This window comes from Bradyrhizobium erythrophlei (assembly GCF_042430365.1).
Taxonomy (GTDB): Bacteria; Pseudomonadota; Alphaproteobacteria; order Rhizobiales; family Xanthobacteraceae; genus Bradyrhizobium; species Bradyrhizobium erythrophlei.
On record NZ_JBHMET010000151.1, the window covers coordinates 45,595 to 58,023 of the forward strand.

At 59.5% G+C, this 12,429-nt stretch carries 10 protein-coding genes; 6 read left to right on the top strand and 4 right to left on the bottom strand.

Annotation, left to right across the window (positions count from 1 at the left end; all coding sequences use genetic code 11):
- Position 1: 1 nt before the first annotated feature.
- From ACFFWD_RS23280 to ACFFWD_RS23290, 3 genes are all read right to left on the bottom strand, one after another.
- Positions 2–892 (bottom strand): branched-chain amino acid ABC transporter permease, encoded by an 891-nt coding sequence (locus ACFFWD_RS23280; protein ID WP_376968919.1) that lies wholly within the window; start codon positions 890–892, stop codon positions 2–4.
- Positions 889–3,300, bottom strand: a complete 2,412-nt coding sequence (locus tag ACFFWD_RS23285) for a hypothetical protein (RefSeq protein ID WP_376968921.1) — start codon at positions 3,298–3,300, stop codon at positions 889–891. Before ACFFWD_RS23285 ends, ACFFWD_RS23280 begins: the two co-directional genes overlap by 4 nt.
- 86 nt (positions 3,301–3,386) lie before the next feature.
- Positions 3,387–4,769, bottom strand: a complete 1,383-nt coding sequence (locus ACFFWD_RS23290) for an ABC transporter substrate-binding protein (protein WP_376968923.1) — start codon at positions 4,767–4,769, stop codon at positions 3,387–3,389.
- 1,187 nt (positions 4,770–5,956) lie between these two features.
- On the opposite strand from ACFFWD_RS23290, the gene ACFFWD_RS23295 reads away from it, so the two are divergent.
- Both ACFFWD_RS23295 and ACFFWD_RS23300 read left to right on the top strand, forming a co-directional pair.
- Positions 5,957–6,904 (top strand): glutamate cyclase domain-containing protein, encoded by a 948-nt coding sequence (locus tag ACFFWD_RS23295; protein WP_376968925.1) that lies wholly within the window; start codon positions 5,957–5,959, stop codon positions 6,902–6,904.
- Between the two features lie 94 nt (positions 6,905–6,998).
- On the top strand, positions 6,999–8,075 hold the full coding sequence (locus tag ACFFWD_RS23300; protein WP_376968927.1) for a hypothetical protein: 1,077 nt from the start codon (positions 6,999–7,001) through the stop codon (positions 8,073–8,075).
- A 58-nt stretch (positions 8,076–8,133) separates the two neighbouring features.
- On the opposite strand, the gene ACFFWD_RS23305 is transcribed toward ACFFWD_RS23300, so the two are convergent.
- Positions 8,134–8,487: a recombinase family protein gene (locus ACFFWD_RS23305; protein WP_376968929.1), complete on the bottom strand. Its 354-nt coding sequence runs from the start codon at positions 8,485–8,487 to the stop codon at positions 8,134–8,136.
- A 77-nt stretch (positions 8,488–8,564) separates the two neighbouring features.
- Between ACFFWD_RS23305 and ACFFWD_RS23310 the strand changes: the two genes are divergently transcribed.
- The 4 genes from ACFFWD_RS23310 (at position 8,565) to ACFFWD_RS23325 (ending at position 12,186) form a co-directional block, all read left to right on the top strand.
- Entirely contained in the window at positions 8,565–8,843 is a 279-nt protein-coding gene (locus ACFFWD_RS23310; protein ID WP_446680528.1) for a reverse transcriptase domain-containing protein, read from the top strand.
- Between the two features lie 518 nt (positions 8,844–9,361).
- Positions 9,362–10,612, top strand: a complete 1,251-nt coding sequence (gene ltrA / locus ACFFWD_RS23315) for a group II intron reverse transcriptase/maturase (RefSeq protein ID WP_209945882.1) — start codon at positions 9,362–9,364, stop codon at positions 10,610–10,612.
- 243 nt (positions 10,613–10,855) lie between these two features.
- Positions 10,856–11,413 (top strand): reverse transcriptase domain-containing protein, encoded by a 558-nt coding sequence (locus ACFFWD_RS23320; protein WP_376968931.1) that lies wholly within the window; start codon positions 10,856–10,858, stop codon positions 11,411–11,413.
- A 5-nt stretch (positions 11,414–11,418) separates the two neighbouring features.
- Positions 11,419–12,186, top strand: a complete 768-nt coding sequence (locus tag ACFFWD_RS23325; RefSeq protein ID WP_446680526.1) for a reverse transcriptase domain-containing protein — start codon at positions 11,419–11,421, stop codon at positions 12,184–12,186.
- Positions 12,187–12,429: the final 243 nt, after the last annotated feature.

The following is a 12,429-nucleotide window of genomic DNA, read 5'->3' on the forward strand; positions in this document are numbered from 1 at the left end:
GTTATGCCCTTCCAAACAGACCGGTGGGACGGACGAGCAGGACCGCGGCCGCAATCAGGTAGAGAACCGCGAGCTCAATCTCGGGAAAGAACTGAATGCCGGCGGTGCGCACGAAGCTGACGATCAACGCGCCGACGAGCGCTCCTTGCAAGCTCCCGAGCCCGCCGATCACGACGACCACGAAGGCCAGAATAAGCACCTCGATACCCAGGCCAAGGACGGCCGCCTGAGCCGGTACTACCACCGCGCCGCCAAGGCCGGCCATGAAGCAGCCGATGGCGAAGGCCTGGACATAGACGCGGCTCACATTGATACCGAGAGCTGCAGCCATGCGCCGGTCCTGCGAGGTGGCGCGCAGGATGAGGCCAAACTTGGTGCGGTAGATAAACGCCCACAACCCGATCGCGGCAGCAATCCCGACTGCGACGACGAACAGGTTGTAGGTGGGATACATCAGGCGCCCAACGGGAATACTACCCATCCGATCCATGATCTCGCCAGCCGATAGGGGCGTGCGGCCGAACAGGAGTTTCATGGCGTCTTCGAGGATCATGAGCAGGCCGAACGTGACCAGCAGGTGATATTCTTCCGATCGTCGATAAAGCGGGCGCAGCAGAGTAGGCTCGATCAGCGCGCCGACGGCTGCGATGGCAACGGCGCCGATCGGGAGGAGGAGCAGCATTCCGGCGAGACCGAGATTTCCTTCCAGCGCGTGACCGACCGCACTGCCGACAATCCAGGCGGAGATATAGGCGCCGAGCGCGTAGAGCGCCCCATGCGCCAGGTTGACGATGCGCATGACGCCGTAGATGAGACTCAAACCCGCAGCAATAAGAAAGAGGACCGCCGCGTAGAAGAATGAGTTGAGAATCTGGATGACGAAGATCGTCACGGCTTTCTCTCCTCGTCCTTCGAGTCCCCGGCTCGTCCGGCCCTGCCAATTGTCCCGCCACTCCGAAGTTCGATGCGTCCGATTGCCGGGTTGATCGTATTTCCGTCGAGAAAGATCGCCGCGAACAACGTATAGACGCCGGACTGAAGGGTGGCCGGCCGCGATGCCGCAAAGCGATTATCCGGTTGTCGCACCAGGTTTCCGACGGCGGCTACCCGGCCGTCCTGGCCAATGACGACGTACTGCGAGTCCGGCCGAATAGGTTGCAGCGTGCCGCGCAGCGTATCGGGCTTCAGTGGAGCGCGGACGAGGCGGTGGTCGCGTTGCTGCTTGACGGCGAATTCGGCGTCGGCGCTGACCAGAACGAGATCGCCCGCGCGCTCAATTTCGTTGATGAGTGCGCGTGCCGGATAGGCAAAGCCGTTGAATGTACCGAGCCCGACGGGATAGGTGAATTCTCGTACAACCTCGAAAACGAACGTGTTGGGCGACCAGGCCTTCAGCCGATAGGGTCCGTTGGTCACCAGCAAGTGACCGTTGGCTTCAACGAACTGGTCGAGGAGCTGCCAACGGGCCCTCGCCGTCTCAAGGCCAACCAGCAATTCGAGCGCTGCCGGCCGGTAGCCGGTTTGTGCAAATTCCTTGATCAGCGCGCGCAATGTCTTCAGTTGCGCTGGATCGCGGACAAGGTCGAGCCACGGCAGGTGACGCCGCTCAGCTTCGCCGCGCGAGAAGGCCGCGATGCCGCGCTCGACCGCCGCCTCCATCAATGCAAGCACGTGCCAAGGCACCGAACTCCAGGGCGGAGCGATGACGGCATTCTCCTGTTCGTCGAAAGCGAGGTTATCGAGATAAACCTCGATAATTGGGCTGCGATAGGTGAAGGTCTGATCGGCTATCGACCGCGAGGATTCTTCCTCGCGGACGAGCTTCACGCCGCGCAGCCGCTCGCGTATCAGCCGCGTCGCAGCGGCGATCTCTGGATCGTGGGTTGCCGCATGCTGCCCGCCGGCGCCCCAGCGGAACGCCAGCGCGTACGGATAAAGTAAATCGGCAGTCTCCATCACCGAACCGTCGCTGAAATTCGAGGCCGACAGGCGGTACAGCACTTTGGCCATCGCACCACGGCCCGGCCCGACCGGGCCAAATTTGCCGGTCATGGATTGCGGCATCAGCGCATCATCGGGAATGCGAACCGACCACTTGATGCCGGATTCGTCCGTGGTGAGGATTTCGGCGCGGTTCTGGACCCATCGGCTATTATAAGGAATAGGCAGGAAGGCGTTGTCGCCAACGATCGACCACACCAGACGACCGGCCGCACCGGTGAAGCCAGCAATCGGATTCCAGGCTGCGGTCGAGCGCGGATCGATGCCGATTCGCAGCGACCCATTCCAGAGGAAATCCTTGAGCTTGACCGTCCTGACAAACACCGCAGAATTCAAACCGGACTGCGAATCCACGGAGATATTTTCGATGCCGTCGGAAAAGTCGTCAGTATAGAATTCGCGCCGCAGCCGATAACCGACTACGGCGCGTTCGCAACTGCCGAGCAATGCTGCCAGTAACTCGCGCTCGAGGTTGAGCTGTTCGGTGCGATCCCTGAACTCGTTATGGGTGATGCGCTCAAAGAGGTCGTCGGCCTGTTCTCGATCGCTCGCCTGGGTGAGGGCCGGGCGAAGCAGCCGGTAGGCCTGGAACCATCCTTCTTTGGTCCAGGGTGGCGCTGGCCAATCGTTAAAGCCGATGCCTGCGTCGATCAGCAATGCACTCACCGAAGTCTCATCGAGGCTCACATCCCAGTCGGTCGCCTGGAGGGGGGCCGGCGGCGAGGGCAGGGACATATGGGCGCCGGCGCGAAATGTCGGCCCGACCGCATCTGTTGGCTCGCGCGTGGCCTTGCCCGGGGGCAGCCGATCCGAATGGCCGAGATAGTCGGCGTGATAGGGCGTGATCGGATACGGATGCATAACGACGTCAGGTGGCGCGTGCAGCGCCGCAGCGGCCTGTTCGATGGCGTGGCAGCGCGCCTCGCGGCTCTTGAGCCGCGATGACTGCGGATTGATACTCACGGTGATCAGCGACTTCAGTGACTCAACCGATTTGAGGTGCTCGGGAATCTGGCCGGAAAAGTGCGGTGCGGCGCCCACATAAGCGTGCAGCGGATCGCTCTTGTTGACGAACTCGCGAGCCGCTCCTTCCGGATCAAGCAACTCGATGCGGATTTCATGCGGGTAGAACGAGGGAAAGTAAGATACTGCGTGGTCGGCTCGCGCCGATGGCGGCGCAATCGCGACCGCACATGTCAGCCCCACCACCAAGCCGCCTAGTCGCGCTCGAGGCGAAGCTGCGCGCAGAGACATGTTCCACTCCACCGCCGGCAGGATATCGCTGCGGTCGAACAACACGGATGTGGAGTTGCGGCCGTCCCATCAAGACCACATCCCGAAGACGGCCATACCTTCAACAAAAGGCATGGCCGTCTCGATTGCGTTCAAGCGACCTGCGGCCAGGTTTCCTTGATCCAATTATATGTGGCCGTCGGATCGTTGTGACCACTACCCGGCTTCGGCCAGCGCGGAGGCGCTGTGATATTGCGGATCGGAATGGTGATCATCCGAGCCGGATCCAGGATTTGGAACGGGTATTCAGCCACGTTCTTGCTGAAGCCCGTCACCGCGTCCTTGTAGCCCTGGTGATTGTCCGGACGGATATACAGATCACCGGCCGCCGTCTCGAAATACATGCCTTCAAGCTGGTTGATGATCGCATCTTCCTCCGGCCAGCCACCTGTAAGCTTGTTCGCCTTTTCGACTGCCGTCTTGTACATGTAGAGCGTGTGATACGCACCATCCGATTGGAAGTTCGGATACTCGTTCCAACGCTTATAGTACTTCTCGACGAACCTTTGGTTAGCGGGCCAACGATTTCCCGGCGGGAAGGTGAAGTAATAGTTCGCGTGCACACCCGCGATTACGCCTTCCGGGTGATCCTTGCCGATTGCATGCGGCGCAACGCCAAAAGCGATCGTGCTCGCAAACTTCGCGCTGTTGAACATGCCATAACGCAAGGCCTGCTTGTACATTGCCACGTAGTCGCCGCCCCAGACCGACGAAACGATCAGGTCGGGATTCGACGACATCGCCTTGGTGATGTGAGCGGTGAAGTCGGTGGTGCCGAGCTTCGGCCAGCCTTCCGAGACAACTTGGGTGCCGGGCACAAGCTTGCCGAACGCGATGTTGAAATGGTCGAAGGCATTGCGGCCATAGCTGTAGTCCGGGTGAATGTGCGCGATCCGCTTTGCCTCAGGCCAGGTCTGCGCTGCCGCCACTGCGCAAGTGACGCCGTCCGCTGACTGGATGTTGGTAATGCGGAACGCGAATTTCGGATTCGGCACCGCCTTGTCCCACAGAAAATCGGTACAGCCGTCGACAAAAATCGTCAGCGCGCCAAGCTCCTCGGCGACCGGGCCGAGCGCCGGCGTGTTGCCGCTCGATATGACGCCGGTAAACAGGTCGATCTTTTCGGATAGCTTCATCCGGCGAAGCTCTTTCACGTTGGCGTCTGTGCCGGCTGCCTCGTCGGCTGTGATCGTCTCGATCTTGCGCTTGCCGAGAATGCCGCCCTGGGCGTTGATTTCCTCAGCGGCCAGGAGGTGGCCCTTGAGTGAGGGCTCGCCGAGCACTGCTGCGGGGCCAGTCAAGAAGGTCATGTGACCGAACCTGAGAGGCGTATCGGGAATTTTTCCCTTCGACGCCGCCGGAGACTGCGCCGATGCAGGGTTCATGGCAGGTATTGCGGTTGCCGCCGCGGCGCTTCCGACCGTTACGCCGAGTTGATTGAGAAAGCTTCTGCGGTCTACGTTTCTCTGCTCCATGGTTTATCCTCCTTTGTCGAGGACATTGATGATCTCGTCACATTCAAGCTCCAAAATGGGGGGCTCATTGCCACATTCTAGGCCATTGCATTGCGCCAAACCACAGCTCTGTGATGTATCTTGACGTTCAACGCGTCCGGCGTCAGCGACTGTACTTCTCAGCGATCCATCGCCTCCACATGTCAGGCCGGCTGAGGCATGATCCTTTGTCGGCTGCGCTGCGCCGGCACGCGACGCCGCGGTTACGGCGCCTTCCGCCCAACTGAAGTGGCTCGCTGTCACCTTCGAGACCAAATCCTCCATCACAGGCAGATACCCGAGGACGTTGCGCGTTACACGCCTTGACGCCCCGGCCCTACACGGTGCTGCTGAAGCCGATAGATCGGCTCGGAGGAGCGCTGGACCATCGTCCAGACAAGGCTGCTTCCAACCGCTTCACTAACAATCTAGATGCAAATATTATGTAATAATTTCAATAATATAACTGTTTTCGGCTGAGTTCTGAATGGTGCGCCCTTCGGATTCATCCGCGAACCTGGGCGGCTTGATTTGCGCTCCCTCCTCCCATCAGGCCCCGTCAAACAGGCAAGCTTGATCAAGCTTGATTATGTTTTGCGAAGCTTGCGCACCCCAACGCACCGCACTGCAGCATTCTGTTCTCATAAAGCCGATCATCCCAGCCTCGCGCCTTTTGACGATCAGGGCTATCCTTTCTCTCTGATCGTACTTTCGGCGAACCGCCTGAAGTTCTGGCCGGGGTGACGGCTTCCGGATTGAGAAATGAGCCGCACAGCTTTCGTTGGTGATCAGGTGACGCATGGCGGCCAAAAGGGTTTCGGCATGACCAAGCACGGCCGATCAGGGCACGCAACCCGATCGCCGCGTTTCCGTTTCCTGCAGAAGCTCGAAGCACAGAAGAACGATCGCAAGGACCGCTCTCGGATCAAGGACGCGAAACAGTCCGTCGAAGAGCTATTCCATCCCCGGAAGCCAGCAGGGTCCTGACGAACGATCCCTGGATGAGCTCCGGATGGCCTAGTTCCCCTGGAGCGATCTTCCTGCGCAACAGAGCGAGGACGCTGTCGTCCAAACAGGTCTGTTATCATGTAGGGCGACCGGAAAAACCCGGCAGAACCAGCCCGGCACCTTCGAGAAGGCAAGTCGACGTGGATACAGTGAGCGAGTCAGTGGCACGGATCGAGGCGATCATTGGGCGCAAGGTTAAACGCGACATCAGCCAGATGACCGAATGGACAAAAGGCAATCTTGCCCGCGCCGCGGAGGCGATCGTGAACACGCCAAACGCGCACGTCGGCATCGTCACCGGTCTCTATATCCAGCACGCGGAGCCGCCTTCTCCGGAAACGGATGGGCTCGGCGGGATGGCCCATCTGGCCGCGGGCCTCGTAAATGCTGGCATCCCGGTAACGGTCATTACCGATGCACCGTGTGCAAAGGCGGTGTGGGCCGTGGTCGATGCGCTGCCAGCGCCCGTTAATCTTGAGGTCGTGTCGACGACGGAGAGTTCGGTTCTCCGCCTACGGCAGTACCTGGAAACGGGCGATCGGCCGATTACTCACTTGATCGCAATTGAGCGGGTTTCTCCGGGTTCGGATGGAAAGCCTCACCGGGAGCACGGATGGAACATGTTGCGCGAAACAGCACCACTCCATCTTCTCTTTAGCGACCCCGTCGCGAAGCGCCGCTGGTACACGATCGGCATCGGGGACGGCGGCAATGAGATCGGGATGGGATCCCTGCCCAAGGAAATCATCGAAAGCCGAATACCCAATGGCAAGGTGATCGCAGCGACGACCCCAGTCGATTCGCTCATCGTCGCCGGCGTGTCGAACTGGGGAGGTTATGGGCTTCTTGCTGCAATGGCCTGCACGAAGCCGGCGCTGCGGGATGCTCTCCTGCGTTATTTCAATCGCGACATGGATCGCCGGTTTCTTTCGGCGGCGGTGGAAACTGGGCAGGCGGTCGATGACAGCCAGGTCGATAATCCCGGGCGACCGCAGATGAGTGTCGACAGCATACCCTGGGAACAGCACGCAGCTCTTCTTGAAGAGATCTCCGCCGTCGTGGCGCGTCGCAGCCAAGCTGATCACCCTGGATGTTGGGCTGGCGGGTGATCCGACCGCCAACTGGACCGTTCGCCTCGGGTCTGGGAATCCCATTGGCCAGCGCAGCTGCAGCCGCCGAGCCAGGATCTCAAAGGAGCCGATGATGTCGACATACAACATTCTCATCCTAGGCGCTTCATATGGATCGTTGCTCGCATCGAAGATTTTGCTCGGCGGGCATGCGGTGAAACTTGTCTGCCTTCCGGCCGAGGCTGATCTGATCGATTGTGAAGGGTTTCGTGTTCGGATTCCGATCCGCGGCCGGAGCGAACCCATCGAGCTCGATTCACGCAAGCTGCCCGGCCGAGTGTCGGCCGCGGGAACGACGGACGTCGACCCTCGCGAATATGATCTCATCGGCCTTGCGATGCAGGAGCCCCAATATGGTTCGCCCGGAGTGCGCGAGCTTCTGAACGCTGTGGCGAGGTCGCGGGTGCCGTGCATGTCGATCATGAACATGCCACCGCTTCCCTATATGAGGCGCATTCCGGGGGTAGATTCCGAGCTGCTTAAGCCCGCCTATACCGCGCCGGCCGTTTGGGAGGACTTCGACCCGGGCACGATGACGCTCTGCAGTCCCGATCCGCAGGCGATACGGCCGCCTGGCGAAAAGGCCAATGTACTGCAGGTGACGCTGCCCACGAACTTCAAGATCGCCCGCTTTGACGTCGAGAGGGGCAACGAGATCGTCCGGCGGTTGGAGAGGGAGATCGATGCTGCGCGCTTCGATACCCCCGAAGGCAAGATCGAATTGCCGGTGAAGTTACGATTTTACGATTCCATTTACGTACCCTTGGCCAAGTGGGCCATGCTGTTGGCCGGAAACTACCGGTGCATCACCGAGGACGGGATGCGCACCGCCCGGGAGGCCGTTCATTCGGATCTGGCAGCGTCGCGGTCGATTTATGATTTCGTGCTCGATGTGTGTGTCAAGATCGGTGCCTCACGCGATGATTTGGTGCCGTTCGAGAAGTACGCCGCGGCGGCGGAAAGCCTGTCGCGCCCGGCCTCCGCCGCCCGAGCCCTGAACAATGGTGCCCCGAATATTGAGCGCGCGGATAAACTCGTTCAGCTTGCTGCGGAGCAGAAGGGCATGCGCCACCCTGCTCTGGATGAGATCGTCGCTCTGGTCGATCGGAGGCTAGAAGCCAATCGTAAGGTGAAACCCGCGGCGGCATAGCAGTAATCCAGTGTGCCGAAGATATCGCGAAGTACGCTCATTTTCTGTTCGGTTTCGTTCAGTCGGGAGTGGCGACCGCAGTGGCATCAGCGGTCTCGAGCTTCGGCCTTCGCGCGCATGGGGCATTTGGAGTGACCTGGCTTGAGTGATACTTGACCTCGCGGGCTAGCGCTGAGCTACGGCCAATGTGGCCGCGATTCCATTTGACGCCCCGACTGTAGAACAGGCCCCGTTTGTTCAGATCCTCGGCGATAGCAGTGTCGGAGTGGTTCTCTAGGAAGCGCGCGAATATCCATCTCACAATGGCGACTTCGTCAGCGTTCCCCGGACGGATTCGGACATGATCTGTGGTAAGATATTTTCGCTCTCCATTTTTGAGCGGTCCTTTGGATTGAAACCGCTCATCGACCAATTCTCGGGCAAGCGCGTAGCCGACGTTGCCACCAATTTTGAAACCCAGGCGAGTCAGACGAGGCCCACGCGTGGATCATCCGTTTCCTCGAGCACCGTATCGCGGACAAGCGCATCCTGCGCCTGATTGCGAAGTGGCTCAAGGTCGGCATCATTGAGGATGGACGCGTGACGCGCAGTCAGTGCGGCGCTCCGCAAGGGGCGGTGATTTCACCGATCCTGGCCAACGCTTACCTGCACTACGCGTACGATCTGTGGGTCCACCAATGGCGCCAGACCAAGGCGACCGGCGACATGATCGTCGTGCGTTATGCTGACGACAGTGCGCCACGACGGCGCGAAGGAGGTGTGATGTAGAGCACCTTTGAGCAGCCTTGCTGCACAGAAGATGGGGGTTGGCCCCTCGAACTCGGGTTGCAGGATCAGGGTTCAAACCACCGGCTGCTGCTTCGGCCCAATGGTCGAGGTGGTGAGCGAGACCGGAAAAGGCAGAGCAAGACTCTGTCAGGTAAGGATCGAGGAGACGAGCGCAAGCGAACCACCGATGAACTGTCGAAAGCGTAGGGAAGACGTCAAAACCAAGGGGTAGTCGTTATCTTGGGATCAGTCTGAGCGATACCTGTTTGCGGCTCAGGCGGCGTCCGGCAGGCGAGGTGGCGTGACCTCGGTTCAGGCTTCTGTGCGGAACGTGGGAACCTGTATCGCGATGCCAAGGGAATGGTTCAAGTGGAGGCCCCACAAGAGTCTGAGTACCAATGCGCGATGCAGGGACGGAGCCGTGTGTAGTAGTGACGAAGGCACTGTAATGGTGGCGGAGCGAAGGCACGGCACTGTCCCGCTTGATTGGAAGAACAACCGGAAACGGGAGGACTCTTTTGGGTCAAGCAAAGCCGTATGACATCCCCAAGCGCTGGGTTTGGGAGGCGTACAAACGGGTTAAAGCAAATCGGGGCGCAGCCGGTGTGGACGAGCAGTCGATCGAGGTGTTCGAGGCAGACTTGCAGAGCAATCTGTACAAGCTCTGGAATCGAATGTCTTCGGGCAGCTACTTTCCACCGCCGGTCAAGCGTGTGCAGATCGACAAGCGCGACGGCGGGAAGAGGCCGCTAGGAATTCCTACGGTGTCGGATCGCGTTGCTCAGGCGGTCGTCAAAGGATATCTGGAGCCGGATTTGGAGAAACACTTTCATCCAGACTCGTTCGGATATCGACCCGGAAAATCGGCGCTCGATGCCGTTGGGGTTGCTCGCCAGCGATGCTGGCGGCATCCCTTCGTGCTCGATCTCGACATTCGGGCCTATTTTGACTCGATATCGCATGAGCTTTTGCTCAAGGCGATTCGGAAGCACACGGACTGCGCTTGGGTGTTGTTGTACATTGAACGGTGGCTTAAAGCTCCCGTTCAACTGGAAGACGGCACCCCTGAACCCCGAGAGAAGGGCACGCCGCAGGGCTCGGTGGTATCACCGCTGATGGCGAATCTCTTTCTCCACTATGCGTTCGACATGTGGATGCGAAGAAATCATCCGAGCATCCCGTTCGAGCGTTATGCCGATGATATTCTCTGCCATTGCGACAGTGAGCGGCAGGCACAAGAACTGAAGGAGGCGCTTGCGAAGCGCTTTGCCGAATGCGGACTGGAGCTTCATCCGGACAAGACGAAGATAGTCTATTGTAAGGATGACGACCGGCGAGGTGATTATCCTGAACAGAAATTCGACTTTTTGGGCTACACGTTCCGCGCCCGTCGGTCGAAGAACCGTTGGGGAAAGCACTTCGTCAACTTCAGCCCCGGTGTCAGCAATGCCGCGACGAAGGCAATCCGACAGGAAATCCGTGCCTGGCAACTACGCTGCCGGGTGGATAAGAGGATCGACGACCTGGCGAGGATGTTCAACCCGATCATTCGAGGCTGGATGAACTACTATGGTCGGTACTACAAGTCGGCGCTTTACCCGACACTACGCCATCTCGACCGATGTCTCGCGCGATGGGCGATGTCGAAATACAAACGTCTGCGGCGACATCGAAGACGGGCAGAGCACTGGGTACGGGAAATTGCTTGCCGCACCCCCACGCTGTTGGCCCATTGGCCGATGCTGCACAAGACGGCGGCTGGACGGTAAGAGCCGGATGAGCGGAGACGTTCACGTTCGGATCTGTGAGCGCCTGGGGGTGAAACTCCCCCGGGCGACTCGACCGATCGTTGGTTTTGACCGGGTGGAAGTCATACTGACTGATAGTACTCCGAGGACGGGAGAACCGGCCACATGGGGAAGCGGTCAGCGGTAGTTGAATTGTTCTTGGGCGACATGGGCTCCATTCAACGGGAGTTACGGCCTTCTATTCAAAGAGAAGATCAGCTGACCATGGAAACGAAAGTTGAACAGATAGCAGTGAAAGCTCGAAGGGAGCCAAATCTCCGCTTCACCTCGCTGGCCCATCACATCACGCGCGACCGGGTGCTGGAGAATCTATCAAAGATTCCGAAGCGATCCGCCGCCGGGGTGGATGGTCAGACGGTGGAGGCGGCGAAGGAGAGCTTCGAGGGCTGGATAGAGCCTGTGCTCCAATCCATCCACCGCCAGGGATATCGCGCGCCTAACATTCGGCGGGTCTATATCCCCAAGCCTGGCAAGACGGAGAAGCGGCCCCTCGGGGTGCCAACTGTCGCTGACCGGGCGCTCCAACGCACCACGGCTGAGGTGCTGTCCGCCATCTACGAGCAGGACTTCTTGCCCTGCTCGTTCGGCGGCAGGCCGGAGCTCAGCGCCCATCACGCCTTGGCGACCCTCAATGAGGTCATCAGCGGCGGCATGATTGGCTGGGTGCTGGAGGCGGACTTGAAGAACTTCTTCGGGAGTCTCAATCATGATTGGGTCCTCCGGTTTGTCGAACATCGAGTAGGCGATCCGATCCGCGCCTGATCAGCTTGATCCGGCGGTGGTTGAAAGCGGGCGTCTTGGAAGATGGAGCGGTTCATCCGAGTGAGCAGGGAACCCCGCAAGGAGGATCGATTAGCGTGCTGTTGAGCAACGTGTACCTTCATTACGTTCTCGACCTCTGGTTTGAACGCGTGGTGAAGAGCCGGTTGCGGGGCGAAGCCCGACTGGTGCGCTACATCGATGACTTTGTGATCTGTTTCCAATATCGATCGGACGCCATCCGCGTACAGGATGCCTTGCGGCTACGGTTGGGGAAGTTCGGCCTCACTCTGGAGCCGACCAAGACCAAATTGGTCGAGTTTGGTCGGTTCGCGCAGAGACACGCGGGCAAACGCGGCAGGAACCGCCCGGAAACTATCTACTTCCTGGGTCTGACGCTCTATTGCACGCGAAACCGAAAAGGTAACTTCAAGGTTGGGATGCGCACCGAGAAATCTCGCTTGCGGCGCAGCCTTAAGTCTCTGCAAGAGCTCATGCGGCGAATACGACATCTAACGATCGGTGAACAGGTTGACGAAATCAACGCCGTCCTTCGCGGCCACTATGCTTACTACGGCGTCGCCGGAAATCTCCGGAGCCTCGTAAAAGTCTATCGGGCCGTCGAGCGTTACTGGCGCAAGATGTTGTGCAGCCGCAGCTGGGCGGGTCGTCGCCTCACTTGGGACGCCTTCCACCAAATCAAAGAGTGGACACCGTTGCTGAAACCAAAACTGCGCCTCCCATACGGGAGGCTGCAGGCACTAGCAGTGCTGTGAACCAACTGCCGAAGAGCGTAGTGCGGTAACCGCACGCTACGTTCTGTGGGAGTTGCGCCTTGCAAGCGCGTTGAAGTCTGCCGTCTGCGATGACGGCCGCGGCAAAGCCTAGCGAGCAGCCGCGAACCGAGTCTTGCGTGGCGTCCGGTAACGGCCGTTACGAAGCGTAGACAGGGAGGTCGTAGGCCGGAATGAAGTGAACGGGAAGATAGCCCCGAAATCGAACGTGATCGGAGTAGCCGA

What these genes read in the sequence shown, in the direction of transcription:
- ACFFWD_RS23300 (WP_376968927.1), top strand. Translation starts at nt 6,999, where the DNA reads ATGTCGACATACAACATTCTCATCCTAGGCGCTTCATATGGATCGTTG.
- ACFFWD_RS23320 (WP_376968931.1), top strand. Translation starts at nt 10,856, where the DNA reads ATGGAAACGAAAGTTGAACAGATAGCAGTGAAAGCTCGAAGGGAGCCA.
- ACFFWD_RS23290 (WP_376968923.1), bottom strand. Translation starts at nt 4,769, where the DNA reads ATGGAGCAGAGAAACGTAGACCGCAGAAGCTTTCTCAATCAACTCGGC.